The following is a 25,316-nucleotide window of genomic DNA, read 5'->3' as shown; positions in this document are numbered from 1 at the left end:
AGGCTCCCTGGAAAGGGCGATTGAGCAAAGCCTTTTTAACGCAATGGCGCCAAGGCGCAAAGAAAATTATTTTTACGTCTCTCTCTCTTTTTTACGCTGCCTCCCATCCTGCCGCTTCCCTTTGCAATGAAATTTGCTAATATGGGCTCAGTATCCGCTAGGGGCAATCTGTTGTAACGGGTAAGTTCTTTATCCTTCTCAGGAAAAACAATACCCCCTTTTTCCGTGACGCGAGTATAGTCAGGTGATGACCACTTTTTTTCAGAAGTTTTTTGCCCGCGGGGCGGCCAAGCCTCTGCCGGCTCCGGACGCCATCTGCGCCGCCCCTTGTATCTTCACCGATGTGCTTCGGGATATTGATACCGGCCTCATCATCCTCGACACCATCCAGAAAAAGGTTTTTTTTAAAAACAAGCACGCGGTGCGGATTCTCGAACCGCTGGCCGCGGCCCAGGATTACCATGGGCTGTGCGTCATTCTCTGCAATGATTTGAGCAACCTGCAAAAGCCGGGGCGCACCCGCGGCCGGCAGACCATCATCCGCTATGAGCACCGGGTGCTCGGCTATACGGTCTACCGGATCCCCGGGGACGAGCGCTATGTCTCGGTTCTTATCCAGGACATCACCGACAGGCACCGTCTGGCCGCCATTGACGAGGCCTCGGAGATGATGAACAACATCAGCTGCCTTTTTTCCGGGATTCGCCATGAAATAGGCAATCCCCTGAACTCCATCAAGATGGCCCTGACGGTTCTCCAGAACAACCTCAACAAATATTCGCCCGAGGAGATCGACGTCTACTTCAACCGTATCTCCGGAGAAATCTCCAAGATGGAGGCGTTGCTCAAATCCTTCAAGAACTTCAGCATGTTTGAAACCCCCAAGACCAGCGACGTGGATCTGGCCGTCTTTTTTGACAATCTCATGCATCTGCTGGGCGCGGATATCCGCAACAAGAACGTGGAGGTGCGCATCAATCTCGCCCCGGAAGCCCAGCGGGTGCTGGTGGACACCCGTGCTCTCCAGCATGTGATCATGAATCTTTTCGCCAACGCCATCGACGCCATGGTCGGGGTGGCCCGGCCGAAATTGATCGTCACGAGCCGGAGCCGGGGGGATATTGTTCTGCTTTCCGTGTCCGACAACGGCTGCGGCATGTCCGAGGAGCTGGTGCGGGACATCTTCAAGCCTTTTTTCACCACCAAGCCCCACGGCACCGGCCTTGGCCTGGTGATTTCCAAGAAGATGCTGGCCCAGATGAACTGCGGCATCGAGCTGACCAGCGAGAAGGGGAAAGGCACGGTTTTCACCCTGACCCTGCCGAAAAGCGAAATGAAGATGCAGCGGAGCACGGAATAGCCACGGGATGGAGAAATTTCCCTTTCTTCTGGCTTGTTGAATGAAATTGGTGTGTTATGATAAAGTCATTGTTCGGGTGGGAGTGTCGGAGGGACTAAGGGCCAGACCCAACCTGCCGTATGCCTGACAAGCTGGAAAACCGTTGGCGGCGCGCGTTGTTCGCCGGCAACTCTTTATTGAGAGAGATCCTAAGGAGGGACAGATGGGGATTCGTTCACGCTTCATGGTTATCTTGACAGTTATTTTCGGCGTGGCCACCGTGCTGATCGGGGTGGCCAGTTACAAGTTCAGTGAGCGGAGCGCCCTTACGGAAGCAAAGAGCAAAGGCGAGTTGATCTTCAATTATATCCTCGCCAACAGAGATTTCTACAAAGAGAAGCAGCGGCCTCTGATCATGGAGGTTTTTGAAAAGGACCGCTTTTATCCGGAACTGATGTCCGGCTTTGTCCTCACCCGCGGCACCTTTGACATCTTCAAGAAGAATCTTGCCGGCTATGATTTCAAACAGGCCACCCTGGACCCCCTGCATCTGCCCAACAAAGCGGACCAGTGGGAGCGGGAGCTGATAGCCGTGTTTGCCGGGAATCCCGAGATGAAGATCAGCGAAGGGTTGATGAAAAGGGGCGACGAGAGCTTTTTCTACATGGCGAAACCCATCAGGGTTTCCGAGAAGGACTGTCTGCGCTGCCATGGCGACGTGAGCGACGCGCCGAAGGATCAGGTGGAGATTTACGGAACCAGGAACGGCTACAACTGGAAGATGAATGATACGGTGGCCGCCTACGTGGTCTATGTTTCGGTGGAAAAGGCCCTGGCGGACGCCAGGAAAGGCGCCATGGTCCTCTACCTCATCGGCGCCGGCTGCCTGCTCGTCGCCCTCATCGGTATCTGGGTCTTCATGGATCGCTTCATCGTCAACCCCATCGTGCGCTTGAGCGGCAAGGCCGAAGAGATCAGTCTCGGCAAGAACATCGAGGAAAGCGTGGGCATCAAGCGCAATGATGAAATTGGCGCCCTGGCCAGCGCCATCGAGCGGTTGCGGATGAGCATGGTCAGAATTCTCAAGCGGTAACAGGCCCTTGAAGAACGGGCTGCCAAGCGAGGGCAAATGGGGGCGGGGCCAAAGGCTTTCCGGCGGCTGCCCGCGACGGCGACAAAGCGTAAGGGGGGTGTGCCATGGATACGCGCTCAGGGAAAGGAAGAGGAACGCTGCTGGCGTTTCTCGTGCTGCTTGCCGGGATCTTTTGCACGGGCAGCAACGGAATTGCCGCGGACTGCAAGGCGATTGCCGAAAACCTCAGGAAGGAGCAGAGCCTGGTCAAGAAAAGGGACCTGCTTGCCGGCGCCATCAAGGAGTGCGCCGGGGACCCGGAAATCAACTACATGTACGGCTACTCCCTGGAGCGGCTGCGCAAGTATGATGAGGCCTTGAAATATTACAATAACACCACGGCCCTGGACAAAAAAAATGCCAAGGCCTTTTTCAGCATGGCCGATATCTATCTGATCCAGGACAAGGTGGCCGATGCCGTGGCTGCCTATGAAAAGGGGCTCTCCCTTGCGCCGGGCGACAGAAGGGCGGAAAAATCCCTGGAGTCTGCCCGCATCAAGCTGAAAGCCCTGCGCGGCGAGTCGGTAAGCTCCGAGGAGGCGGTGGCCGTCCTGATGGCCGAAAAGTCCAGGGACCGGGAGGTGAGCCCTGTCGAGGCGACGATTCTCCGCCTGCTGGTTCTTTTTCCCGGCGGCTCGGCGGAGCTGCCGGAGGAGGGGGCTGATCAGCTCAGTCTGGTGGCGGCGCGGGCCCTGTCGAGCCCCGAGCTGAAGGGCGCCGTCTTCGAGGTTGCCGGCAACACGGATGATTCCGGGGACGCGGCGGGCAACATGGATCTTTCCAGGAAGAGGGCCGAGGTGGTCCGCCATTTCCTGGTAAAGAACTTCAATATCGACGCCAGGAGGCTCCAGGTGGCCGCCCATGGCCAGAGTCAGCCCATTGTCCCCAACACCACCGAGCAGAACAGGAGCATGAACAACCGGGTGGAGTTCAAACGGATCAAGTGAAAGAAAATTTTTTCGCTGCCGCGGTCGAGAGGGGTGGCGTGTTTTGCGGAAGAATAAAAAAGGGGCCGATCCGGCCCCTTTTTTATTCTTCCGCGCAGCAGATGGCAGGGCTCACAAAAGCCTGGCGGTCTGCGCCTTGAATTCCTTTTCCAGGGCAGGGTCGCCGATCTCCTTGCAGAAGGCGGTCACCAGCTCCGGGAAGCGTTCTTTTTTGCAATCCCCTGCCTGCAGCCATTTTTCCATGGTTTCCCTGACGATCATGGCGGCAATGGGGCCGATGGCCCGGGCCAGGGCATCCTGAAAAACCGGGATGGCGCTCTTTAGGGGCTCTTCCTTCTGCGCCTCGGCAAAGCTTTTGCCCCCGGGCTTTTTCGCGGAAACCGACTTCTGGGCGGCCTCGGGGTTGGCCCGGACCTTTTCGACTCCCTGGGCCAGTTCGCCGATGAGCATGTTGCTGGTCATGTTGATCAGGGGGAAATTGGCGTCCGGCTCGCAGAGTACCACAAGGGACGAGTCGGTGTGCAGGTGCTTGGCCAGCACCATCGTGTCGTCAAAAAGCATCTCCACCGAATTGACGCTGAGGCGGCAGGAGGCGTTCATCTTGAAGATGCGTTCAATCGAGGCTTCCATCTGCTTTACGGTCTCATGGCTGAAGTCCGGCGGCAGATCGGAGAAAGTGAGATCGGGTTTGCCGATATAGACGAAAACTCCCTTCACGCCGGGGAGCATCTTGATTTCCTGCAACAGTTCATCCATGGTGAGCGCTCCTTCTTAGGCCTGGGCTTCGGCAAGGGCCTGGGCAAGGCTTGCCGCGATTTTTGTCGGGGAAACCTCAGGATGCACCTCGATCCCCACCGAGAGTTTCGGGCCGGGAAGGATGAGCAGCTTTTCGCCCTTTTCCTGGGTGAGGATGATATGCTTCGGGAGGTTTCCGTAGCCGAGGATGGTGCGGATCTTGTCGGCGGCCACGGAAACATAGGTGACAAAGGGTTTGAATTCCTTGTTGTCGATGTTTTTCTGGGCCAGCACCGAACCGTCGCCGGCAATGAGGACCATGCGGGCGACTCCGGCATTGTTGTTGAGCTTGTGTTCGAGCACGCTCCTGGGGTCGCCGCCGAACTCCCGGGGCAATTCCGGCGGAGGGGGTGGAACGGTGGCGAAATCAAGATCGTCAAGCTGGTCAAGCTCGTCGGCAAGGGAGGCCGCTGCCTGTCCGTCGCCCTCCCGGGCCGACCGTTCCGCCTTCTCGTCGCTTAGGCGGGCGCCTTCGATGAGGATGAAGCCCAGGGGCACTTCGATGGTTCGTTTGCGGTTCTGGCAGAAGTTGTAAATTTCTATCTCCGCCTGTTCCCAGCTGATGATTTCAAAGGCGGCGTCGAGTCCTTCGATGGGTTCGGTATAGGCATTGATCAGATCGCCGTTCTGGAAAAAGAGCAGGCCGGTGCGGGCGCCGGCTTTGGCCGTGATCGTGCAGGTCTTTTTGTCCAGCTCCAGGAGTTGGAGAAAGGAGGGCAGGGAGATGCCGCTCACATGCCCCTTGGCACCGGCCTTCAGGCCGTCCTGGATCTTCTGGAGGAGCAGGCCGAAATCGATTGGTTTTTCGATATACTGAAAGGCGCCCATGTTCATGAGGCGGTCTTCCATTTCCGGGGTGCCGAAGGCGGTCATGGCGATGACCGGCACGATGTTGCTCAAGCGGCTGATCTGGCTTACCAGTTGAAAGCCGTCCATCTCCGGCATTTTCAGATCCGTGACCACCAGGGAGATGGGCTGGCTTTTCAGGATGGCAAGGGCCTCCTTGCCGTTGCCCGCGGTAATGGCCTGGAATTTGTCGGTATGTTCCTTGAGCATGTCTTGCAGGCTCAGGATAAATCCCTGATCGTCGTCGACGATTAACACTTTTTTCATGGATTCTGCCCCCATTCAATGCAGTTTATGCGAGTCGGATACAAAAAACGTTACTTGATGCAGGCCGCCCGGACCTGGAAAAGGTCGGTATGGCCCTGCAAGACCTTGCGGATGCCGTCCTGCTTGAGGGTAAGCATACCGCCTGCCATGCCTGTCTCGCGGATTTCCGCGATGGGGGCGTTCTTGACGATCAGGAGCTTGAGCCGGTCGCTGACGGTCAGCAGTTCGTGGATGGCGAGCCGGCCGAGGTAGCCGCTGTTTTTGCACTTGCCGCAGCCCACCGGCCGGCAAAGGGTGGCGGTTTCGATGTCCGCCATGGTCAAGGGAGCAAGCGGGTGGGGGCCGTACTCGCTCACGAGCAGCTCCTGTTCCTGGGCGTCGGGGCGGTAGGGCGTCCGGCAGTGCGGACACAGGCGTCTTACCAGGCGCTGGGCGAGAATGCCGAGCAGCGAGTCGGAAAAATTGAACGGGTCGATTCCCATGCCCAGGAGCCTGGTCACCGTTTCCGGCGCGGAGTTGGTGTGCAGGGTGGAAAAAACCAGATGGCCGGTGAGTGCCGCCTCGATGACGATTTCCGCGGTTTCCGGATCACGGGTCTCGCCGACCATGATGATGTCCGGGTCGGCGCGCAGGAAGGCGCGCAGGATCCTGGCGAAGTCGAGGCCGATCTTCTTTTCCACCTGGACCTGGCGGAGGCCGTCCTGGACGATTTCCACCGGATCCTCGACGGTCCAGATCTTTTTGTCCGGCCGGTTGACGTAGTTGAGCGAGCTGTGCAGGGTGGTGGTCTTGCCGGAGCCGGTGGGGCCGACCACCAGGATGAGCCCGTAAGGCAGATCGAGGAGGCGGCGCAGTTCCACGAGGTTTCTTCCGGAGAGCCCCATTTGATCGAGGGGCAGCGCCGAGCCCGAACCAAGAATACGCAGCACCATGTCCTCATTGCCGCCGTGGGTGGGCAGGGTGGCGACCCGCAGCTCGATCTTGCCCCTGCGGGTTTTGAATTTGATCTTGCCGTCCTGAGGCAGGCGTTTTTCCGAGATATCCAGCTTGGCGAGGATTTTCAGGCGCGAGATCAGGGAGCGCTTGTAGGTATGCGGGATGTTTTTGTAATGGCTGCAGGCCCCGTCGATGCGGAAGCGGATGGAAGTTCCCTTCTTGCCGGGCAGGGATTCGATATGGATATCCGAGGCGTTGCGCGCCACCGCGTCCTCGATGATCTTGTTGGCCATCTGCACGACCACGCCGTCCGCGGCGCTGCCGCTTCCCTCGTCCTCGTCGCCCTGGTCTTCCACCTCGTCGAGAATCTCCAGGGATTCGAACACATCCTGGTTCGGCTCATCCGTGGAGTATTTGCCATAGAAGAAGTCGATGAACTTGTTGATGTCTTCCTTGAGTCCGACATTGAACCGGAAGGCGGCGCCGTGGAGGACGGAGCGGATATTGTCCTGCTTGCCGAGATCATTGGGGTTGTCCGCCAGGACGGTGATGAGCTCGCCTTCCTCGGCGATGGGAATGAAGACGTTGGACCGGAAGTAGCTCTCCTTGACCCCCTGGATGCAGCGGGGGACCTCGGGCATTTCCGCCTCGATGAACTGGACAAAGGGGCAATCGTAATATTCGCTCAGGGACTGGCCGAGTTGCCTTTTGTCGATGCCGAAATCGCCGCGCAGGACATTGTCCAGGGTATTGTTGTGCTGGCGGGCCTTTTCCTTGGCCGCGTCGAACTGGGCCGGGGTCAGGTGGCTGTTGCGGATCAGGCCGTAAAACTGTCCGTACTTGGTGGTGGTCTGCGAGAGGGTCGAGAGCCGTTTCCTGGCGTCGTGAAAGGAGGGATCAAGGGCAACGATTTCTTCCAGAGTCCTGATGGTGCATGGGATGGAGCCGGTGCGCTCATAGGTGATGGCCAGCAGGTCCAGGAGCTGGAGGCGTTCCTCCCTGCGGTTCAAGCCGCTTTTTTTGCAGGCCGCCTCAAAGTGCTCGATGGCCTCAAAGGGTTTGTCCATCTGCAGGCAACATTCGCCGAGTTTGGCATGCACCGCGGCCGGGCGATACTGGCTGTTGAGCAGGGCGCGGAACTCGTCGGCCGCCTCGGCATGAAAGCCAGCGACCATCAGGCCCAGGCTGTTTTCAAAGCGGTCCGCCTCACTGAGGGCGCTTGGCCCGGCCTTTTGCCCGGGGCTGACGCTGACGGTGCCGGATTCGGTTTGCAGGGCGACCAGCCGTTCTTCCACCAGATCGCGGAGAATCGGCTGGTCGTCTCCCACCAGGCCAATGAGGGATTCGTAAATGGAAAGGGCTTCGTCGATGAGCCCCTGCTTGGCATAGAGATCCGCTTCGCTGAGTCGCGCCTCGATGGCTTCCTTGCCGGCCGCGGTGATAGTCGTGCTCATGGAATAAGGATCAGACGCTCCTGAGCGTTATGACCGAAATATTCCGGCCGTTGATCTGCAGTTGCCCCGCGAAAAGGGAGTCCGGATCCTGGCCGGCGGTCCAGGGCGCGTTTGCCGGAACATCGATTTCCTCGCTGGGGCCTTCCAGCCAGAAGGCCATGCCGCATTTATCCTTGAAGGCGATGAGGAGAGTGGTGTCGGCCCGGGAGGGCAGGGCCGCCACCGGCACGCTCATGGTTCTGAGGGTTGCCTCGTCGTACTGGCGCAGCGCGCCGCGGACCGCCAGGCCGATCTTTCCGAAGAACCCTTTTTTGAGATTCCCGAGGGCATAGAAGGGGCCGGCCTGCTTTTTGGCCGGTGTCGCCTCGTAGGCAATCTGCTCGGGAACGAAGGCGATGGTTTTGCCATCCCAGGTGGCGGTGGCCAGGGTCTGCCAGGGGCAGGCCCGCGGCGCCGTCGCCGCGTCGGGCAGGGATTCGGCGGGTGGTTGGCTGCCCGGACGGTAGTCGCCGGCCAGGGCGGAAATCAGAATCTGCTTCTCCTTTTCCAGGCGTTCGCGGAGTTCGGTATGGATGGCATGGAGCTTCTCGTAGCCCGGGGTTTTGGCGAAAAGGTTTTCAATGGGGATGATTCTTTTTTCAATGCATTTGCCGAGCACGGTGATATGGGCGTTGACAGCCTCGCCGAGCCCGGCCGGCGCCTTGCCGGAGACCGCGGCGGCCGGCAGCTCCAGACCGGGATCCTCCGCTTCCGGTTTTGTGTCGGAAGCCGGCGCGGGACGCGGTTTGGGCGGCGTCTTCACCGCGGGCGCGGCCGGTTTCGCCTGGGCCTTTGCGGCGGCGGGCTGGGCAAGTTTGCTGTAGTCCCTGGGGATGTTGGGCACGGCCGAGCGCAATTCCGAAAGGGTGGGATCGATGAGGGTTTGTTCGAGCAGGGATAGATCCGCGGCCTGCGTCACCGCCAGCAGGGTGTGCAGCCCTTCCTTCAGGGTCTTGGGCGCCGAGGTCGGAACGTTCTGCGGAGCGACGGACATGACCTCAAGGATGCGGTCCATGAGCGCGAAGACCTCGGTCATGGCGATTGCCTTGTCCAGGTCGAAATTGTTCTGGATTTCCTGCAGCGCCGCCCGGCACTTGTCGATGTTGCTTGCCGAGATTTCCCATTCCAGGGAGAGCAGGGCCTCTTCAAAGGCGGTGAATTCCCGGGGGGGCTCCGAGGCGGTCGCGCTTGCCGCCGCTGCGCCGGGCGGGACGGCGGCCGACGGCGCCCTTTCCTCCGGGGCAGGGCCAGCCTTGGCGGCGGCGCCGGCATCCGCGGCCGGCGTATCCTGGCCGAGTCCGGCAAAGGGGGTAAACAGGTTGTCAATGGCTTCGTCGATTTCGCTGTGAAAATCCTTGCCCGGGGCTTTATCGATCATGCAGGTGTTCTCCTTGAAAAACCGCCTAGAATCCAGCCGTCACGGTGGCTTGTTTATTTTCTTTCATGCAGCAGGTGCTTGTTGGCGACATAACGGACCGTCTGCTTGCTGATTTCGCGCAGAGTCTCGAAGACCCCCATGCCGGTTACCGCGGAGGCCTCAAAGGTTTTCACCTTGAGGGTGGTGTTGAGGTCCGCTTCGAGTTCTTCGACGGTGAGGGTGGGGATGGGGGTGCCCACCAGATCCCTTTTATTGTATTGGATGACCAGGGGCATTTCCTCGAGCTTCAGCCCGTAGTCGAGAAGATTCTTGCGTAAATCCTCCAGGCTTTCGATATTGCGGTCGCGGCGGACCTGCAGCGGGTCGGCGACAAAGACCAGGCCGTCGACCCCCTTGAGGACGAGTTTGCGGGTCGCCGCATACATGACCTGGCCGGGCACGGTGTAGAGCTGGATGCGGATATTGAAGCCCTGGATCGTGCCCAGGTTCAGGGGCAGCAGGTCGAAGAACAGGGTTCGGTCTCCCTTGGTTTCGATGGTCAGCATCTTGCCGCGGGTGTTGTCAGCCATGGAATTGTGCACGGTGAGCAGGTTGGTGGTTTTGCCGCACCGGCCGGGACCGTAATAGACGATCTTGCAGTGGACTTCCCTTTTGCTCAGGTCGATGAGGGCCATGGTTCACCCCTCGAATATTTTCAGGATGGTGTTGGAAAGATCGGCCACCCGGCAGCGGACCAGGCCCAGGGAAACATCCTCGCCGAAGATGGTGATGAGGATCAGCTCGTCCCCGATACGGCCGAAATGGATGTTGCCGTTTTTCCCCTTGTGGAACAGGAGGGAGAAATCCTCTTCGCCGATCAGCTTGGCGATCTGGGAGGTCGCTCCGAGATTGGCCGCGGCCAGGGCGGCCAGGGAAATGGCGTCAATATCGTTTGCGTCCTGCCCGCAGTTGGAAAGAATGTTGCCGGCGCCATCAATGAGCAATGCGGTGCGGACCCCGGCCTGAATCAGCGAGCCTTCAATGGCGGTTCTGGCTTTTTCCAGAATTTCCGCCGTGAGGATGAAATCTTGCATGTCCCGATCACTCCTGCGGTAGGTTGGGGATTGTTGTTGCGGCAACAGCCAGGCGCAGGCCTCGGGAAAAGGGAGGCGGATTCGACCTGAGGTGTTTCGTTGTCTGGTGAATAACCTGTTTATCCTGCTGAATTAAAGGAAAAAACACGTTTATACCGTGTACATGGAAAAACAAACCCTGTCAAGCGGAAAGCGTGTGGGAAATCTCGGCTCCGGCCGCCGGCAGCCCTGATTTGCTGGGGGAACCAGGGGGGGCAGGCAAGAGGCCGGAGGGGGTGTGCTCTTTGCGAGGGAGGCATGCTGGATTGTAAGGAAAAGCACGTTATTACAATGGGAAAGTCCGCGGGCGAGAAAGTATTGCCCTGGGAAACCGATTATGGTAGATTGCAAAGTTGAGTGTTTTCCGGATGGGGTGTCCGCGCGGCTTTCGCCGGGGAAAACCTCCTTGCGACGGCCGGTTCCCGGCCTCGTTCCTGATCTTGCCAAAGGTATTCTACATTATATATACAGGCTGAACTTGCGGTTCATGTCCTGGAAATTGCTTTGTTCATGAGGTGATCGCTTGAAAAAGAAGATCTTAATTGCCAACCGGGGTGAAATTGCCCTGCGCATTATCCGGGCGGTGCAGGAGCTGGGGCATGTCGCCGTGGCCATTTACGAAACGCCGGACAAGGACGCCCTGCATATCCGGACTGCGGATGAGGCTGTCTGGATCGGCAATGGCCCGCGGGCCGACTACCTGAATATCGACAAGGTGATCACCGTCGCCAAGCAGCATGGGGTGGACGCCATTCATCCCGGCTACGGCTTCCTGGCGGAGAATCCCGATTTCGCCAAGGCCTGCGAGGATAACGGCATCATTTTCATCGGCCCCTCCTCCCAGGTGATCCAGGCCCTGGGCGACAAGGTCACCGCCCGACGGATCATGCAGGAGGCGGGCATCGCCATGGTGCCCGGCACCCAGAACCTCGCTGCCGGCGAGGCCGGGGTTGCCGAGGCCAAGGCCTTTGCCGACAAGTACGGCTATCCGGTGATGCTGAAGGCCACCGCCGGCGGCGGCGGTCGCGGCATTCGGCGGGTGGAGAACGAAAAACAGCTTGTTGACGAAATTCCCGTGGCCCGGGCCGAGGCCAAGGCAGCCTTCAACAACGACGCCGTCTATCTGGAAAAGGTGGTGATCAATCCCAAGCATGTCGAGGTGCAGATCATTGCCGACAAGGAGGGCAACACCGTCCACCTCGGCTCCCGCGACTGTTCCATCCAGCGCCGCAACCAGAAGCTCGTTGAGATCGCCCCCTCCCTGATCCCGGACAAGGCCCTGGTGGACCGGATCTGCCAGACCGCGGTCAAAGCGGCCAAGGCGGCCAACTATTTCAATGCCGGCACCGTCGAGTTCCTGGTGGACAAGGACTGGAGTTTTTACTTCATGGAGATCAATACCCGCGTCCAGGTTGAGCACACGGTCACGGAGATGGTCACCGGCATCGATATCGTCCGGACCCAGATCAAGCTGGCCTTTGGCAAGAAGCTCGCCTTCAGCCAGGATGACGTGAAGATCCGCGGCTATGCCGTGGAAATGCGCATCAACGCCGAGGATCCCCAGAACAATTTCATGCCGGAAGGCGGCAAGACCGTCAGCGTCTACCGTTCGCCGGGCGGGTACGGGGTGCGGCTGGACGGCTTTGTCTACCAGGGCTTCACCATCCCCAAGGTGTATGACTCGCTCCTGGTCAAGATGACCGTCTTCGGTTTTTCCTGGAACGAGACCGTGGACAGGCTCCTGCGTTGCCTCCACAATTTCGTCATCACCGGGCCCAAGACCACGATTCCCTACTACGTGAATCTGGTGCAGGATCCGGATTTCAAGAGAGGCGATTTCGACACCTCCTTCATCGACACCCATCCGCATCTGGTCGAGTATGACGAGCAGGTGAGCGAAGGCAACAAACTGGCCCATCTGATCGCGGAGATTCATTACAAAGGGGAAAACCCCTACGCCATCTAATTAATAATTATCTGTTGGTTCCGGATGGGGCAAGGCGCCTTCCGGCCGATTGTTGAGCAAGATAGGAGTCGTCATGGAACGCATCGTTCAAGGCATGGGTATCACCGAGGTACTCAAGATTATGCGGCAGGCGGACGGGTATTATATCACCAATACCGCCCGCGACATGTCGCAGTCCGATTACAAGAACAGGATTCTGCTGCACACGGATCTGCTGGCCGCGCCCTCCCGCGAGGAGGCCGGGTATTTCTCCCTGGAGATCACCGGCGGGGCATCGGTGCACGTGGATATCCTCAGAAAGCAGGTGGATCCCTTCCTCAAGCTGGAACTCCTGCGCGAGAAAATGCCCAAGACCATGTTTCAGACCCTGTGTCGCGGCATCAATCTCTTTGGCTACCGCCCCTATCCGCAGAACGTCATCCGTTTTGTCGTCAAGGAGTTTGCCAAGTACGTGGATGTCTGGCGGGTATTCGACTTTTTGAACCACGTGCCCAACATGCAGGCGGTTTTCGAAGAGGTCCAGGCCGCCGGCAAGATCCTGGAGCCCTGCATCTGTTTCTCCACCGGCCCCGAGCACACCAACGAGTTCTACGTGAAGAAGGTCCGGGAGATCCTCGATGTCACCGGCGACGAGATCCTGCTCTGCATCAAGAATCACGGCGGCCTCGGCTCGCCGAAGCGGATCGGCGAACTGGTGGATGCGATTCTCCAGAAGTATCCGGAGATGATCATCCACTACCATGGCCACAACACCGACGGCAACGACATCGGTCGCATCGTCGCCGCGGCCATGGCCGGCGCCAAGATCGTCGACGCCTCGGACCACGCCTTCACCGGCTACTACGGGCCGCCCCCGATCCTGAGCGTCATCCACACCCTGAAGGAATATGGCCGCAACGCCGTGGGCGTCAACGAGGACGCCATCATGGAAACCTCCGAGCTGTTGCAGCCGGAGCGCAAATACTACGAGTATTTCGAATCGCAGATCAAGGGCTTCGACCCGACGGTGCAGATCCACAAGCTGCCGGGCGGCGCCATGGGTTCGAGCCTCGAACAGGCGGCCAAGGGCGGCTTTCTCGACAAGATGCCGGAGATCCTCCACAAGGAACTGCCCAAGGTGCAGGTGGAGCTTGGCAACTACTGGAGCGTCACCCCCGGCTCCCAGATCCTCTGGACCACGGCGGTGAGCAACGTGCAGGGCGGTGAGCGTTACGGCAACTGCTCCGGCGACCTCAAGAACCTGCTGCTGGGCAAGTACGGCCCCTTCCCCTTTTATCAGCCGCCCGACTGGATTTATGAAAAGGCCTTTGGCCCGGACTGGCGGAAGGTGCTGGCCGAGGAAGGCGGCATGGAGGCCATCGGCGACATCGATATCGAGCAGGAGCGGGCCAAGCTGGCGGAGAAGCTGGGTTACGCGCCCACCGAGCAGCAGCTGGTCACCTATCTCCAGCATCCCAACGATGCGGTGAGTTTCTTCAAGTTCGAGGAGAAATTCGGCAAGGTCCATGTCCTGCCGCCGAGCATCCTTTTCCGCCGTGGCGGCTTCAAGCTGGGCGAGATCATCACCTTCAAGGATCATACCGGCAAGGAGCACATCATCGAGATCGGCCCCATGCAGGAGAATGACGACGGCAAGGAAACCAACGTCTATCTCAACGTGGACCATCACCAGCGGGTCTTTGTCTTTGAGAACGCGGTTGCCGAGGCGGGCGAGGCCAAGGCGGTCAAGCTGAGCAAGAAGGAGATCGAGGATCTCGCCAAGGCCGGCGACGTGCGCGCCCCCTTTGCCGCCAATGTCTGTGAGGTGTCGGTGAAGGAAGGTGACGAAGTCAAAGCCGGCGACAAGCTGGTCATCCTTGAAGCCATGAAGATGCAGACCCCGGTGGTCAGCGTGGTGGACGGCGTGGTGGCCAGGATCGTCGCCAAGGTGGGCGACGCGGCGCAGCCGGGCGACGAGCTGGTCAAGGTGACGCCAAGCAGCACCTGTTGAACGTTGCCCTCAGGGCAAGCGTAAAAAAAAGCCCGGCCGCCGGAGAGTGGCCGGGCTTTTTTTGCTTTTCGGCAGGGCATGTGCCTGCTGGGTGCCATGCGCTTTCGTGACGCCGGGGCGCTATGGCACAAGGTTTCAGGCTTTTTTGTCGCCGTGGGGCGATCTTCGCGGCCTGGCGCCTTTGCGTGACGGCTTATGGTTTTTCGGGAATCCTCAATTCTCGATCTGGATCACCGAGTTTTCCGAGCCAAACGGGTTGCTGGCGCGCTTCTCGTTGCCGGGATCCGTGCACCAGTTGCCGTCCACGATAAACCGGTACTCGTAGCGGCCCGGCTTGAGCTGTACCTTTTTCTTGCAGGTGCCGTCCTTGAATTTGCGCATCTGAAAGCCTTCGGCCTGCCAGCCGTTGAAGTCGCCGACCAGGAAGACTTCCCTGGCCTCGGGCGCGGTGATGGTGAATTCGATGGCCGGCGCGCTTTTGCTTTTTTTGGCCGTGGCCGTTTTTGCCGTACTTGTCTTCGTGGTTGCCATGTGTTCCTCCCTAGCTGCGGATATGCGGTCGGTTGTTCTGCCTCGTGAACAGGAGGAGGCAGGGAAACAATCCCTATTGTGGAGGAAGTTCGGGAAGGATGTCAATTGAAATGTTGGTTAGGAGAAGGAGAGGCGGTTGAATCCCCCCTCTGGATACCAGGGCCGGCTGGCGTCGAGGCCGTCAAGTTCCAGAATCAGCACCTCCAGGATGAGATAGACCTTGGTGCCCTTGCGCACGCAGGCGGTGAGGGTTTCGCCGTGGTGGCCCAGGGCGGCGTGGAGATGGATCTTCGGTTCTGTCTCGTCCCAGAGGATGGATCCGGAGCCAAGGGTTTCCCGGGCGCCCGTGATCTGCGCCCAGACAGGTTCGGGCGGCATGACCGGTTCCCTGGGGCCGGTGACCACTCCGGCCTCCCGCAGGCCGCCCAGGATGTGGAACCAGGCGCAGCGGATGTTTTCCTTTCTGATCAGCTCCTGCAGGCCGGCAAGAAAATCATCTCCTTCGTCGAAACGGACGGAAAAGACCCGTTTGATGGTGCCGCTTCGGTATTCCATGCTCTTCCTCACTTTTGTCGCAATGGGATAAAACGCCATTGCAACGGTTGCTGTTCCGCCGCTTTCCCGCGGTGTTTTTTGCTTTATTGGCCCGGGCCGCTCTGTTTCAGGGGGACTGGAAGCGCATCAGGAAGCGGCCGTTTTTTTCGTTTTATCCGCAAAAAGCTGCCGTTCCTGGGCGGCCTGCAGTTGCCGGAAGATCTCCTTGCGGTAAACGGGTTTCCTGGTCGCCGCGTAGCTCAGGGCCGATTTTTTGAGACCTTGCGCATCCGCGTCCGGGAAACGGGCGACCGCCATGGCGATGGCCTCGGAATCCCAGGCCTCGGTGAGCTGCCCGCCCGTGTGCAGCGCCTCCTCCCGAGCGTAAAGCGCCTCGCTGATGATGTCTTCCCGCAGCTGTTCCAGCTCGTGAAATTCGCCGGCCTGTTTGAGGCGGGAGCCCTTTCTCTCGGTGAGAAAGGAAAGGATCTCCTGGACGTCGATCTGCCGCAGTTCCTTGGCGATGAATTTGATCTGCCGTTTCAGGGAGCCGGCCTTGAGGCCGTGACAGTTTTTGATTTCCGTCCTGATCGGCTCGTCGCAGGGCAGTTTCTTCAATTCGGCAGGAGAAAGCTCGGCCAGTTCCCTGGCGATCTCTTCGATGTTTTTCGCCAGCCGTTTTTTTTCGGAGCGGCTCACGTAGATGTCCTGCCCGCCGCTCTCCTGGGTTCTTGATTTTTTAGTTGCCATGGAACTTCCCGCTACAGTAGTATTTGCCATCTTTTCTTGTTCCAGGAGAGTATCACCACCCGCAGGTTTCATAAACAAAAAAAGGGGACCCCCATGATTTCCCAGTCTTTCACCGTGACCCAGCCCACCCGCATCCGCTTTGGCGTCAATGCTATCAACGACCTGCCCACCCTGGTGAAGGAGCTGGGCGGCAGCAAGGTGTTTTTCGTGGTCGATCCCGGCCTGGTCAAGGCAGGGCTGGTGGAGAAGATCACCGCCCCGCTCACCGCGGCCAAGATCGGCTTCGAACTCTACGACAAGGTCGATCCGGAGCCGGGCCTGAAACTTGCCGACAACGGGCTGAAGCTGGCGAAAAAGGCCAAGTGCGACTGCGTGGTCGGCGCCGGCGGCGGTTCGGCCATGGACGTGGCCAAGGCGGTCAGCATCCTGCTCGGCAATGGCGGCAAGGCCGAGGATTATCTGGGCCTGGGCAAGATCAAGAAGCCCGGTGTGCCCAAGATCATGATCCCCACCACGGCCGGGACCGGCGCCGAGGTGACCTTCACCGCCGTGTTCATCAACGAAAAGACCAAATCCAAGGGCGGCATGAACGGCGATCCCCTCTATCCCGAGGCCGCCATCCTCGATCCGGCCCTCACCGTCTCCATGCCCCAGCACATCACCGCCACCACCGGCATCGACGCTTTGACCCATGCCCTGGAGGCCTTTGTCTCCACCCAGGCCCATGCCATATCCGACATGTACGCCCTGGAGGCCATCGACCTCATCAGCCGCAATCTGGGCGTGGCCTACGCGCACGGCGGCAATTTGGAGGCCCGGGCCAACATGCTCCTGGGCAGCCTGCTTGCCGGCAAGGCCCTGGCCACGGCCGGCGTTGGTCTGGTGCATGCCATGGCCTATCCCCTGGGCGGCATGTTCGGCATCCCGCACGGCCTGGCCAACGCCGTGCTCCTGCCCTACGTGATGGCCTACAATCTCATCGGCAACCCGCAAAAGTTCGCCCTGCTGGCCGAAGTGCTGGGCGCCAAGGTGGAGGGGCTCCCCCTGCGCGAGGCCGGCGAGGCCGGAGTGGAAACCATCTACCGCCTCAATCAGGATCTTGGCATCCCCTCCAGTCTTGCCGAACTCAAGATCCCGGCCAAGAAGATCCCCGAGATGGCCAAGATCGCCCTCACCGTTACCCGGCCGGTGGAGAACAACCCGCGCAAGCCCAGTCTGGAGGATGTGATCCGGGTCTACGAAACCGCCATGGAAGGCTGGGGCTGAGTTAGTGAAGAATGAAAAATGAAAAGTTAAGAGTTAAGAGTTAAGAGTAGGAGCGGCTTGAGCCGCGAAAGAATTGCGAGAAGAGCCGCAGACAGAGGAGCGCATTATGCCTGGTTTTGAGATATTCGGCGAGGAAGAGAAGAAGGAAATTCTGGAGGTGCTCGACACCGGGGTGCTGTTCCGCTACGAGTTCCCCAACGAGCGCAAGGGGATCTACAAGGTCCGCACCTTTGAGGAGAAGTTTGCCGCCTACTGCGGGGTGAAGCACGGCCAGGCCGTCACCTCGGGCACCGCTGCCCTCAAAGTGGCCATGGCCGCCCTGGGCATCGGCCCCGGAGACGAGGTGATCACCCAGGGTTTCACCTTTGTCGCCACCTGGGAGGCGATCCTGGACATCGGCGCCATCGCGGTTTTCGCCGAGGTGGACGAGACCCTGAACATGGACCCGGCCGATCTTGCCAAGAAGATCACCCCGAAAACCAGGCTGATCGTGCCGGTGCACATGATGGGCGCCGCTGCCCGCATCGAGGAGATCAAGGGGATTGCCGACAAACACGGGATTCCGGTCCTGGAAGACACGGCCCAGGCGGCCGGCGCCAGCTTAAACGGCAAACGCCTCGGTTCCTTCGGGGCCTGCGGCACCTTTTCCTTCGACCCGGTCAAGACCATGACCACCGGCGAGGGCGGGATGATCATCACCAACGATGAAAAGCTCTGGCGGGAGATGAGCGAGTACCACGATCATGGCCACGACCACGTGGCCAATCCCGGCGGCCGGGGCGGCGAGGGCCGCAGCTTCATCGGCTTCAACTACCGGATGATGGAACTGCAGGGCGCCATCGGCCTGGCCCAGTTGGCCAAGCTCGATGGGATCGTCGCGGCCCAGCAGCAGAATAAAAAAGCAATGAAGGCCATTGTCGCCAGGCTGCCCGGGGTGACCTTCCGCACCATCCTCGACGAGAAGGGGGACAACGCCTCCTTCCTCGCCTTTTTCCTGCCGGACAAGGACAAGGCCCAGGCGGTGAAAAAGGCATTGGCTGAAAACGGGGCGCCGGCAGTCTACTTTGCCGAAAACACCTGGCATTACTATCCCAAATGGGAGCATCTGCTGGCCGGCTCGACCCTTGCCAGGTCGGGCTGGCCCTTCAGCGAGCCGGGCGGAAAAAAACGGGTGGTCTACGACGCCCAGGTGTTGCCGCAATCAGCGGCCATCATGGACCGCCTGCTCGTCTATCCGGTGCCGGTGAAAGCGCTTTCCGCGGAGCGGCTTGGCCAGATCGGGGCTGCGGTGGAAAAGGCGGCGGCCGCTCTTTCCTGAGCAGGCGAAAAGCTGTTTGTGTGAAGGAAAAATCCCGTTCTCCCAGGGTTGGAGCCTGGGAGAACGGGCAGAGTAACCGACCAGCCGGAGCACTTTGTGGGATGGCTCGAGATTTTTTCTGATCGGGGCGCTCTCGCTAAAAGAGATTGAAAATAAAGAAAAACCGCTTGGGATGAGGATTATCCCAAGCGGTTTTCTTTTATTAGAAATTCGCCTCAAAGGTCAGGTAGACCTGATCCATTGAATCGATGGGGGCATAGAACTGGGCCGAGAGAGGGTCGTTCTGGATATCGTCGATCCTGGCCGGGGTGCCGAGCCACATGCCGCTGTAGGTGTAGTTGTAGTCATAATGCTGGTAGCCCAGGCGGATAAAGGCCTTGCCGTATTTGGAGATGGCCTCGCCGGCCGGGAGGTCGTAGATGCCGTAGACTTCGTAGACATTGCCGCGGGTCGCCAGCTTGGCGGAATACATATCATCGTGGCCAGGCGCAAAGGCCAGCCAATTCTTGGTGCCGTGGTTGTACTCCGCGCCGATCTTGAGGCTGGTGTCAGGGATGTCGTAGCGTGCGCCGACAAAGATGCTGTACCCGTCTTTTTCTTCGGGAGTTGTCCAGAAATCGCCCAGCAGAGAGATGCCCATCTCGTCCGTGGCCTTGGGATCGGTATGACTCCAGCCGCCTGTTACAAAGTAGTTCAGGTTCTTGTGTTTATCCATGAACACCGCGGCGGTCTGGAAGATATTGCCCATGTTTATCCGGTCGAGGTATTGATTGTCGGTGGTGCCGGGGTACATTGTCTCTTGCGCCAATTCAAGCGGGTTGGGGAAGTAGGTGTCGCCCGGCACGTTGAAGATGTTGAAGGCGCCGAAGGACTGGATATTGAAAAAGCGGCTGCCCCTGCTGTAGACATCCCAGTTGAACCCGGCGAAATCCACATCGCTGATTCCGGTATTTTCTTCCTGCGGGCCGGCCTCGAAGCCACGTCCATAGCAAAAACGTATCCGGCCTGGGGCATCGGTGAGGTTGCCCAGGTTGTTGTAGGCATAGCCAAGGGAAACCCCGTCAAACGGGTAATCCATGTAGGCAACCGGGGTGGCCATCCGCTCGTCGCTGTTCATGCGCAGATGGTTGGGCGGACCATCGGTGGTGGGCCTGCGGCCGATGGAGAACCAGATCGGAGCGCCGCCGATGTTGTTCCAGTTCATGAAGGCCCGGTCAAGGATCAGCTTGTTGTCGCCGGGCTGACGGCCTGCGGTGCCGTCAAAGGAGCGGGAGTTCAAGAAATAGGGGCTGTCGGTGTCATGGATGCCGTCCTCATTGGTTTCCGGGGTGGGGGAATCCTGGCTGCCCCAGGCCTTGTAGCCCACGATTCGGGCCTTGATCTCGACATCCTCGGTGGCCTTGGCCCGCAGGTTCAAGCGCAGCCGGGTGGTGTACAGGGTGTCGTTGTCATAGGTGGCGGCCGGGGTCGGGGTATAATTCATCAGCCCAAACACCGCCTTTCGATCCGCCGGAGAGAGACCCTTCATGATGTCGACAAGATTGGGAACACTTGTTAATGCCGGGCCTACGTCGGCAATCTGCATCCCCATGTATGGGTTCAACGCCGCGCCAAAAGCGGCATTTCCCGTTGCCGCGGCGACAACGCCCTGCAAGGCCTGCTTTTCCGCCGCCGAAACGACGAGGCCGTTGGAGTTGAAGGTTATGACGCCGGTGGTCGGGTTGGTTGTGAAGCCACCCATGATGGCGCCCACATAGGCATTGGTCAAGGTGCCGGGAGAGGCCACGGCATAGCGAGTTCCGACCGTGCCGAAGCCGACAAAATCCTGCACCCCGCTGCCGACATCCGTGGCCTTATAATAGGCCGCGGTGTCCGCGGTGTGAAAATCCACCCTGTTCCGCATATCGCCGGACCACTGAAAGCGGGAGGCCAAGTCCCATTTGTCGGATTTTTCCTCAAACGCGGTGATGGTCTCTTTTTGCGCCACCATCTGATTGCGAAGTTCACTGATTTGTTTTTGAAAATCACGGGTCAATTGCTCGATTTTGGCGTCAAGCTCGGCGTTGCTCACGCTTCCAGCCCCCGCGTGAGCGGCAACCGGGATGGCGAAAATTGCCGACATGGCAAGAGTTGAGATTTTTTTGACCATCTTTTTTCTCCTTTTTTTGTTGATTGTGGTGGTTCCCGCTTCCATAAAATCGAGCTGTTCTTTCGATGGTGAGGAGCTTGAGCCGAGGCTTTTTATCCGCAGGCAAATCAGAAGGGCGGTATCCCAATTTGATAAAAATGAACATTCATTCTTGTCTGGAGGAAAAAAAATATCAGGCCTTCATCGCGCCGGAACCTCGGCCGGTTCGATGGATCTGATCTCTTTGTTTTCGATGCCTTCCTGAATGGTTTGACGGATCAGTGTCGGTGCGTTTCTCCGGTACAAAGGCATACGGCCAGGGGTGCATCGGTGAGGTTGCCCAGGTTGTTGTAGGCATAGCCCAGGGAAACGCCATCAAAGGGGTAATCCATGTAGGCAACCGGGGTGGCCATCCGCTGCGCTGGAACCTTTTTACCGGAATCAGATTGTGATCGCCCCCGGACCGGGAGCAGCCAAGGCTTATCAGCCGCAGCTTCTGGCGGTCCTGGGATCCCAGGTGTCATAGGCCGTGCTGTACAGGTAATCATTCACCAATGTCAATTCTTCGGCGGAAAGCCTCTCCCAGGCGCCGTCCTTGGCGCAGCGCACGTTTTTCCTGAAAAACAGGGCGTTCCAGCCCCGCATGGTCCGTGAATCCTCATTCAGGTACCGGGCGCCTTTGCCGTTCCCTCGGTAATGGCAACTCTTGCAGTTGCTTTTATAGAGTTTATGCCCGTCAAAGGTGTTTTTAAACTCCATGGCACGACTGGTCTGGGTCGCCGGATCAAACCGGTAGACCGTCTCTCCGGCAAAAACATGAGCATGGGACAGTACTGCCAGGGATGCCACCATCACAACAATGACCGCGATCTTTTCTTTCATCTTTCCACCTCCTGTGCTGCGTTTTCGACAATCCAGACGACAGGTGATCTTGTTTTTGCTCCAGCGTCCCGTTTTACTGGTTTCCAGAGGGGCTGGGCGGCCCCTTGTGAACTATTGCAGCTTGTTATTACACGGGGTGGAAAAGATTTCAAGAAGAAAATGAACATTCATTCTTGCCTGAAGGGAAAAAAATATCAGGCCTTCACGGCGCGCCAGGCTGATTCCCAGATTTCGTCCAGCAGGCTGGGGAGCGGTTCCTGTACCATGCCTATCAGCCGGAGTTGAATGAGTCGTGTCATGCCGCCAAACAGACTCGGCCCGGCAACCACCAGAGCCAGGGGTCTGATCTCTCCGTTTTCGATGCCTTCCTGAATGGTCTGGCGGATCCGTGCCAGTGCTTTGCCGGCACAAATGGATACAACCGAGGGCATGATCTCCTTGTGTCTGGCAAAGATTATGAAATCAACAAGTTCGGGAAAATCTTCGGTGAGTTGGAGATAATACGCCATGATTGCGCGACAACGGTCATGCGTATTGGCATTTTGGGCAATTATTTTCTCGATGTTTGCAAAAATATCTTCAGAGATTTCCTGATAAAGCGTTTGCGCGATTTCTTCCTTGTTTTTGAAATAACGATAGACAAGGCCGATACTGACATCAGCCTGTTCGCGTATATCATGAACGGAGGTCTTGAAATACCCCTTGCTGTGAAACAGCTTCAAGGCGGTGTGGAGAATACGGTCCCGCCTGTTTTTCGAGCTGTTTGTGTAAAAACTCATGGAATAACCTCAAGGGATAAGGGCAATGGCATGGGGAATTTCTAAATAAAATTCCTCTGAATGTCAATCTTTGTCGTTTTCCGCGTCAGCCGACCAGGGGGCAGTGGGCCAATCTCCTGACGGGCAAAGGGGGGATGGCCTTGGGGCGGAGAATCTCGCCCTGGCCTGCGGCGGGTTTTCGCCCCGCAAATGTGTCGGCATCGTCTATACTGGAATCAGGATATTTCCGGATGAGGGCTGACATGCGCCGTGGCATTGAGTATTTTTCCTTTTGTCTTTCCGTTGCCGTTGTTTTTTTCAGCGGCCTGAAATCCTACGCCCTGGCAGCCGGCCCCGAGGTGTGGCGGCAGGATTTCGTCACCCTGCCCCTGGTCGGGCAAATCCCCCTGGCCGATCTCTCCCTGCCCGCCCTGGCCGTGCTCCTGGGGCTGGCGGACGGCTTCAACCCCTGCGCGATGTGGGCCCTGGTCTATCTGCTCTCCCTGCTCGTCACCCTGCGGGACCGGCGCAAGATCCGGCTCCTGGTCGGCTCCTTTGTCCTGGCCTCGGGGGTGCTCTACTTTCTCTTCATGACCGCCTGGCTCAACGTCTTTCTCATCCTCGGCTATCTGCGGCCGCTCACCATGGCCGTGGGCCTGGGCGCCCTCGTCATCGGCCTCTGCGATCTGCGTTCCTTCGCGGTCACCAGGGGCGGGCCGGTCTGCAAGGTGGGCGGCCGGGGGCTCAAGCAGAAGACCATGGGCCGCATGGAGCGCCTCGTTGCCGCGCCCCTGTCCCTGGCCTCCTTTGCCGGCATCATCGTCCTGGCCTTTCTGGTCAACAGCATCGAGTTCGCCTGCTCCGCGGCCCTGCCCGCCATCTTCACCCACGCCCTTTCCCTGCGCGAGCTGCCCACCCTTTCCTATTACGGCTATATCCTGCTCTACGACTTTTTCTTCATGCTCGACGACCTCATCATCTTCACCCTGGCCGCCGTGGCCCTCGAAACCACCATGGGCAGCGGGTATGCCAGATACGGCAAGCTCATTGGCGGCGTGGTTCTCGTTGGCCTTGGCCTCACCATGCTTTTTGCCCCCGATCTGCTGCGGTGAGTGAGAAAATATCGCGGCCAGGCGCGGCCTGGGATTGACGAAACAGGCGGCGCGTGGCATAAAAGGAAAAAGCGTGGGGCTGTAGCTCAGCTGGGAGAGCGACGCGTTCGCAATGCGTAGGCCAGGGGTTCGATCCCCCTCAGCTCCACCAGGAAAACACAAGGGAAATCAGGTGATCATGCCTGGTTTCCCTTTTTTGTTTTGGGCCCAAAATCGCCCATTTCCCTTGGCGCAATTGGATTGTTTTGGTATATTTTTGGTATGACTTTCGAGTTCGATTCGGCCAAGAGCGGCGTAAATAAAGAAAAGCATGGAATCGATTTCCTGGAAGCGCAAGCTTTGTGGGGTGACCCGGATTTGCTGGAAATTCCTGCCAAAACTTCTGGTGAGCCACGATTTTTGGTGATCGGCAAGATAGCCGGAAAGCACTGGTCCGGTATCATCACCTATCGGAACAATCGAATTCGAATTATTTCCGTTCGTCGCTCTCGAAAAGAGGAGGTAGCCCTGTATGAAAGCTAAAGAATTCGACAAGAAGTTCGAAGAAGGGGAAGACATCAGTGGGCATCTCGATCTTTCCCGCGCCCGGCGTGTCAATCAGGAACTGAGGCGTGTGAATGTCGATTTTCCGGTATGGGTCATCGAGGCCCTGGACAGGGAAGCCAAAAGATTGGGGGTGTCCAGGCAGGCCCTGCTGAAGATCTGGATTGCCGAACGGCTGGGAAAAGCCGCCTGAGATCCAAGCCTGGAGAGATTGAAAATAATTTCCCCTGCGAAATCGGCAGGTTATGGCAACGCGTAGGCCAGAGGGGCGATCTCCCTCAGCTCCACCCAAAAAAAATACAAGGGAAATCAGGTAATTGTGCCTGGTTTCCTTTTTTCGTTTGGGGCCAAAAACACTGCTGTTTTGTCGCAAAATGTCCCAAGGTTGTCCCGCCCGACCTCAAAACCTCTTCTCCCTGATGCTCTCCCGCAGCCGCCCGGTATGCTCACCCGGCACTCCGCATTCATCAAAAACACCCTCCCAGTCCGCCAGCTTTTCAAACACCTCAGCAAGCACCCGGCGACACCGTTGCGCCGACAGGCAAAACCGCTTGCCCTCGTTGAGCAAATCCTCGCGGGTGAACATGCCTTCCTTGCCGTTCACCCGAAGGATATGCGTCTCCTGGTGGATGTTGGGGGTGATGTCGTAGCCCGGGGAGAGTTGCCAACCCGAGGCTGTATGCAGCATTAGTCAGATTTTCATGAATCCTCGGTCTTCAGGCCGGGGAGGAGGAAATTTTCGTAGCCGCGATTTTTTTTTTGATATGGGACACCATTTGTCCCAGGTGGGGTGGTATGCTCCATTCAAATCTGTTTTCCTGATCCGATTACCGAAAGAATACTGGGCAGTCAATTGTTTCTTGTTTGATTCACCTTGTTAGGATAGTTTGGCTGAAACGGTGTGCGGGGTATGGGGCTGGTGGAGGTAGAGAAATGAATATGAATGGCGAGGCAATGGTGGAGGGTTTTGGGGAGGGGGGTTCGGCGGGTTCGCCATGACGGCGAATGGGAGGTAGCGGTGGAGGATGTCTGCGGGGCATTGATGGGTTCTCCGGATGCGCGGCATGCTGGAGGAAGTTGCGGCAGAGCTCTGAGGCGGCGGTGGGCGAAGTCGTGACCTTGTGTCACGGGTTGGATCTGCCGGCACCGAGCGGCGTTTCGCTGCGGACTGATTGCGTTACCCTCGAAGGTCTCTTCCGCATCGTTCAGGCCATTTCCTCGCCCAGGGCGGAGGTGGGGGCGGTGAATTTGGAGGAGTGCAGGAGAGGGAAATGGATACTGAAATGGTTTCGG

General features: G+C 58.5%; 24 protein-coding genes and 1 tRNA gene. 11 read left to right on the top strand and 14 right to left on the bottom strand.

Translation table 11 applies throughout. The annotated features are described in order from the left end of the window. Positions 1-247: 247 nt before the first annotated feature. The 3 genes from ACUUL3_RS10065 (at position 248) to ACUUL3_RS10055 (ending at position 3,418) form a co-directional block, all read left to right on the top strand. A complete protein-coding gene (locus ACUUL3_RS10065) occupies positions 248-1,360 on the top strand; it encodes a sensor histidine kinase (RefSeq protein ID WP_448550971.1) in 1,113 nt (370 codons plus the stop codon). A gap of 202 nt (positions 1,361-1,562) precedes the next feature. Next, the gene (locus ACUUL3_RS10060) at positions 1,563-2,432 is read left to right on the top strand and encodes a c-type heme family protein (protein WP_448550970.1); all 870 of its coding nucleotides are present in this window, start codon (positions 1,563-1,565) and stop codon (positions 2,430-2,432) included. Positions 2,433-2,536: 104 nt separating this feature from the next. Beyond that, positions 2,537-3,418, top strand: coding sequence for an OmpA family protein (locus tag ACUUL3_RS10055; protein WP_448550968.1), 882 nt, complete (start codon positions 2,537-2,539; stop codon positions 3,416-3,418). A gap of 111 nt (positions 3,419-3,529) precedes the next feature. Here the strand turns inward: ACUUL3_RS10055 and ACUUL3_RS10050 are convergent, their stop codons facing one another. The 6 genes from ACUUL3_RS10050 to ACUUL3_RS10025 are packed head-to-tail and all read right to left on the bottom strand — an operon-like array spanning position 3,530 to position 10,206. Next, on the bottom strand, positions 3,530-4,174 hold the full coding sequence (locus ACUUL3_RS10050; protein ID WP_448550966.1) for a hypothetical protein: 645 nt from the start codon (positions 4,172-4,174) through the stop codon (positions 3,530-3,532). Between the two features lie 15 nt (positions 4,175-4,189). Next, complete coding sequence (locus tag ACUUL3_RS10045) at positions 4,190-5,326, bottom strand: response regulator (protein WP_448550964.1); 1,137 nt, start codon at positions 5,324-5,326, stop codon at positions 4,190-4,192. Positions 5,327-5,376: 50 nt separating this feature from the next. Beyond that, a complete protein-coding gene (locus tag ACUUL3_RS10040) occupies positions 5,377-7,716 on the bottom strand; it encodes an ATPase, T2SS/T4P/T4SS family (RefSeq protein ID WP_448550962.1) in 2,340 nt (779 codons plus the stop codon). 10 nt (positions 7,717-7,726) lie between these two features. Then, positions 7,727-9,133, bottom strand: a complete 1,407-nt coding sequence (locus ACUUL3_RS10035; RefSeq protein WP_448550960.1) for a hypothetical protein — start codon at positions 9,131-9,133, stop codon at positions 7,727-7,729. A gap of 53 nt (positions 9,134-9,186) precedes the next feature. After that, complete coding sequence (locus ACUUL3_RS10030) at positions 9,187-9,807, bottom strand: GTP-binding protein (protein WP_448550958.1); 621 nt, start codon at positions 9,805-9,807, stop codon at positions 9,187-9,189. Between the two features lie 3 nt (positions 9,808-9,810). Further along, positions 9,811-10,206: a roadblock/LC7 domain-containing protein gene (locus ACUUL3_RS10025; protein ID WP_448550956.1), complete on the bottom strand. Its 396-nt coding sequence runs from the start codon at positions 10,204-10,206 to the stop codon at positions 9,811-9,813. Between the two features lie 562 nt (positions 10,207-10,768). On the opposite strand from ACUUL3_RS10025, the gene ACUUL3_RS10020 reads away from it, so the two are divergent. Both ACUUL3_RS10020 and ACUUL3_RS10015 read left to right on the top strand, forming a co-directional pair. Next, on the top strand, positions 10,769-12,211 hold the full coding sequence (locus ACUUL3_RS10020) for an acetyl-CoA carboxylase biotin carboxylase subunit (RefSeq protein WP_448550954.1): 1,443 nt from the start codon (positions 10,769-10,771) through the stop codon (positions 12,209-12,211). A gap of 73 nt (positions 12,212-12,284) precedes the next feature. After that, positions 12,285-14,201 (top strand): biotin/lipoyl-containing protein, encoded by a 1,917-nt coding sequence (locus ACUUL3_RS10015; protein WP_448550952.1) that lies wholly within the window; start codon positions 12,285-12,287, stop codon positions 14,199-14,201. A gap of 213 nt (positions 14,202-14,414) precedes the next feature. On the opposite strand, the gene ACUUL3_RS10010 is transcribed toward ACUUL3_RS10015, so the two are convergent. The 3 genes from ACUUL3_RS10010 to yjgA form a co-directional block, all read right to left on the bottom strand. Then, complete coding sequence (locus ACUUL3_RS10010; RefSeq protein ID WP_448550950.1) at positions 14,415-14,732, bottom strand: isoamylase early set domain-containing protein; 318 nt, start codon at positions 14,730-14,732, stop codon at positions 14,415-14,417. A 117-nt stretch (positions 14,733-14,849) separates the two neighbouring features. Then, positions 14,850-15,287, bottom strand: coding sequence for a PPC domain-containing DNA-binding protein (locus tag ACUUL3_RS10005; RefSeq protein WP_448550948.1), 438 nt, complete (start codon positions 15,285-15,287; stop codon positions 14,850-14,852). Between the two features lie 126 nt (positions 15,288-15,413). After that, positions 15,414-16,016, bottom strand: a complete 603-nt coding sequence (gene yjgA, locus ACUUL3_RS10000; RefSeq protein WP_448550946.1) for a ribosome biogenesis factor YjgA — start codon at positions 16,014-16,016, stop codon at positions 15,414-15,416. Positions 16,017-16,109: 93 nt separating this feature from the next. On the opposite strand from yjgA, the gene ACUUL3_RS09995 reads away from it, so the two are divergent. Together ACUUL3_RS09995 and ACUUL3_RS09990 are read left to right on the top strand one after the other, a co-directional pair. Next, a complete protein-coding gene (locus ACUUL3_RS09995; protein WP_448550944.1) occupies positions 16,110-17,282 on the top strand; it encodes an iron-containing alcohol dehydrogenase in 1,173 nt (390 codons plus the stop codon). A 106-nt stretch (positions 17,283-17,388) separates the two neighbouring features. Further along, the gene (locus ACUUL3_RS09990) at positions 17,389-18,600 is read left to right on the top strand and encodes a DegT/DnrJ/EryC1/StrS family aminotransferase (RefSeq protein ID WP_448550942.1); all 1,212 of its coding nucleotides are present in this window, start codon (positions 17,389-17,391) and stop codon (positions 18,598-18,600) included. Positions 18,601-18,802: 202 nt separating this feature from the next. Here the strand turns inward: ACUUL3_RS09990 and ACUUL3_RS09985 are convergent, their stop codons facing one another. From ACUUL3_RS09985 to ACUUL3_RS09970, 4 genes are all read right to left on the bottom strand, one after another. After that, the gene (locus ACUUL3_RS09985) at positions 18,803-20,749 is read right to left on the bottom strand and encodes a DUF3373 family protein (protein ID WP_448550940.1); all 1,947 of its coding nucleotides are present in this window, start codon (positions 20,747-20,749) and stop codon (positions 18,803-18,805) included. 257 nt (positions 20,750-21,006) lie between these two features. Continuing rightward, positions 21,007-21,141 (bottom strand): DUF3373 family protein, encoded by a 135-nt coding sequence (locus ACUUL3_RS09980; RefSeq protein WP_448550938.1) that lies wholly within the window; start codon positions 21,139-21,141, stop codon positions 21,007-21,009. 70 nt (positions 21,142-21,211) lie between these two features. Next, positions 21,212-21,610: a hypothetical protein gene (locus tag ACUUL3_RS09975; RefSeq protein WP_448550936.1), complete on the bottom strand. Its 399-nt coding sequence runs from the start codon at positions 21,608-21,610 to the stop codon at positions 21,212-21,214. 194 nt (positions 21,611-21,804) lie between these two features. Then, on the bottom strand, positions 21,805-22,389 hold the full coding sequence (locus tag ACUUL3_RS09970; protein WP_448550934.1) for a TetR/AcrR family transcriptional regulator: 585 nt from the start codon (positions 22,387-22,389) through the stop codon (positions 21,805-21,807). 230 nt (positions 22,390-22,619) lie between these two features. Here ACUUL3_RS09970 and ACUUL3_RS09965 point away from each other — a divergent pair, with 230 nt between their 5' ends. From ACUUL3_RS09965 to brnA, 4 genes are all read left to right on the top strand, one after another. After that, entirely contained in the window at positions 22,620-23,480 is an 861-nt protein-coding gene (locus ACUUL3_RS09965; protein ID WP_448550933.1) for a hypothetical protein, read from the top strand. Positions 23,481-23,555: 75 nt separating this feature from the next. Next, a tRNA-Ala gene (locus ACUUL3_RS09960) sits at positions 23,556-23,631 on the top strand. 110 nt (positions 23,632-23,741) lie between these two features. Next, on the top strand, positions 23,742-24,002 hold the full coding sequence (locus tag ACUUL3_RS09955) for a BrnT family toxin (protein ID WP_448550931.1): 261 nt from the start codon (positions 23,742-23,744) through the stop codon (positions 24,000-24,002). Continuing rightward, a complete protein-coding gene (gene brnA, locus ACUUL3_RS09950) occupies positions 23,992-24,216 on the top strand; it encodes a type II toxin-antitoxin system BrnA family antitoxin (RefSeq protein ID WP_448550929.1) in 225 nt (74 codons plus the stop codon). Before ACUUL3_RS09955 ends, brnA begins: the two co-directional genes overlap by 11 nt. A 207-nt stretch (positions 24,217-24,423) precedes the next feature. Here brnA and ACUUL3_RS09945 read toward each other — a convergent pair whose 3' ends face one another. Beyond that, the gene (locus tag ACUUL3_RS09945) at positions 24,424-24,711 is read right to left on the bottom strand and encodes a hypothetical protein (RefSeq protein WP_448550927.1); all 288 of its coding nucleotides are present in this window, start codon (positions 24,709-24,711) and stop codon (positions 24,424-24,426) included. Between the last annotated feature and the right edge of the window lie 605 nt (positions 24,712-25,316).

Source organism: Thiovibrio sp. JS02, assembly GCF_053485635.1.
Note: the sequence above shows the minus strand (reverse complement) of the source record. Positions and strands in the feature narration are given on the sequence as shown.

What these genes read in the sequence shown, in the direction of transcription:
- ACUUL3_RS09965 (WP_448550933.1), top strand. Translation starts at nt 22,620, where the DNA reads ATGAGGGCTGACATGCGCCGTGGCATTGAGTATTTTTCCTTTTGTCTT.
- ACUUL3_RS09980 (WP_448550938.1), bottom strand. Translation starts at nt 21,141, where the DNA reads ATGGCCACCCCGGTTGCCTACATGGATTACCCCTTTGATGGCGTTTCC.
- ACUUL3_RS10025 (WP_448550956.1), bottom strand. Translation starts at nt 10,206, where the DNA reads ATGCAAGATTTCATCCTCACGGCGGAAATTCTGGAAAAAGCCAGAACC.
- ACUUL3_RS10050 (WP_448550966.1), bottom strand. Translation starts at nt 4,174, where the DNA reads ATGGATGAACTGTTGCAGGAAATCAAGATGCTCCCCGGCGTGAAGGGA.
- ACUUL3_RS09970 (WP_448550934.1), bottom strand. Translation starts at nt 22,389, where the DNA reads ATGAGTTTTTACACAAACAGCTCGAAAAACAGGCGGGACCGTATTCTC.
- brnA (WP_448550929.1), top strand. Translation starts at nt 23,992, where the DNA reads ATGAAAGCTAAAGAATTCGACAAGAAGTTCGAAGAAGGGGAAGACATC.
- ACUUL3_RS10015 (WP_448550952.1), top strand. Translation starts at nt 12,285, where the DNA reads ATGGAACGCATCGTTCAAGGCATGGGTATCACCGAGGTACTCAAGATT.
- ACUUL3_RS10055 (WP_448550968.1), top strand. Translation starts at nt 2,537, where the DNA reads ATGGATACGCGCTCAGGGAAAGGAAGAGGAACGCTGCTGGCGTTTCTC.
- ACUUL3_RS09955 (WP_448550931.1), top strand. Translation starts at nt 23,742, where the DNA reads ATGACTTTCGAGTTCGATTCGGCCAAGAGCGGCGTAAATAAAGAAAAG.
- ACUUL3_RS10040 (WP_448550962.1), bottom strand. Translation starts at nt 7,716, where the DNA reads ATGAGCACGACTATCACCGCGGCCGGCAAGGAAGCCATCGAGGCGCGA.
- ACUUL3_RS09990 (WP_448550942.1), top strand. Translation starts at nt 17,389, where the DNA reads ATGCCTGGTTTTGAGATATTCGGCGAGGAAGAGAAGAAGGAAATTCTG.
- ACUUL3_RS10005 (WP_448550948.1), bottom strand. Translation starts at nt 15,287, where the DNA reads ATGGAATACCGAAGCGGCACCATCAAACGGGTCTTTTCCGTCCGTTTC.
- ACUUL3_RS09975 (WP_448550936.1), bottom strand. Translation starts at nt 21,610, where the DNA reads ATGAAAGAAAAGATCGCGGTCATTGTTGTGATGGTGGCATCCCTGGCA.
- ACUUL3_RS10060 (WP_448550970.1), top strand. Translation starts at nt 1,563, where the DNA reads ATGGGGATTCGTTCACGCTTCATGGTTATCTTGACAGTTATTTTCGGC.
- ACUUL3_RS10030 (WP_448550958.1), bottom strand. Translation starts at nt 9,807, where the DNA reads ATGGCCCTCATCGACCTGAGCAAAAGGGAAGTCCACTGCAAGATCGTC.
- ACUUL3_RS10035 (WP_448550960.1), bottom strand. Translation starts at nt 9,133, where the DNA reads ATGATCGATAAAGCCCCGGGCAAGGATTTTCACAGCGAAATCGACGAA.
- ACUUL3_RS10065 (WP_448550971.1), top strand. Translation starts at nt 248, where the DNA reads ATGACCACTTTTTTTCAGAAGTTTTTTGCCCGCGGGGCGGCCAAGCCT.
- ACUUL3_RS10045 (WP_448550964.1), bottom strand. Translation starts at nt 5,326, where the DNA reads ATGAAAAAAGTGTTAATCGTCGACGACGATCAGGGATTTATCCTGAGC.
- ACUUL3_RS10010 (WP_448550950.1), bottom strand. Translation starts at nt 14,732, where the DNA reads ATGGCAACCACGAAGACAAGTACGGCAAAAACGGCCACGGCCAAAAAA.
- ACUUL3_RS09945 (WP_448550927.1), bottom strand. Translation starts at nt 24,711, where the DNA reads ATGCTGCATACAGCCTCGGGTTGGCAACTCTCCCCGGGCTACGACATC.
- ACUUL3_RS09985 (WP_448550940.1), bottom strand. Translation starts at nt 20,749, where the DNA reads ATGGTCAAAAAAATCTCAACTCTTGCCATGTCGGCAATTTTCGCCATC.
- ACUUL3_RS09995 (WP_448550944.1), top strand. Translation starts at nt 16,110, where the DNA reads ATGATTTCCCAGTCTTTCACCGTGACCCAGCCCACCCGCATCCGCTTT.
- yjgA (WP_448550946.1), bottom strand. Translation starts at nt 16,016, where the DNA reads ATGGCAACTAAAAAATCAAGAACCCAGGAGAGCGGCGGGCAGGACATC.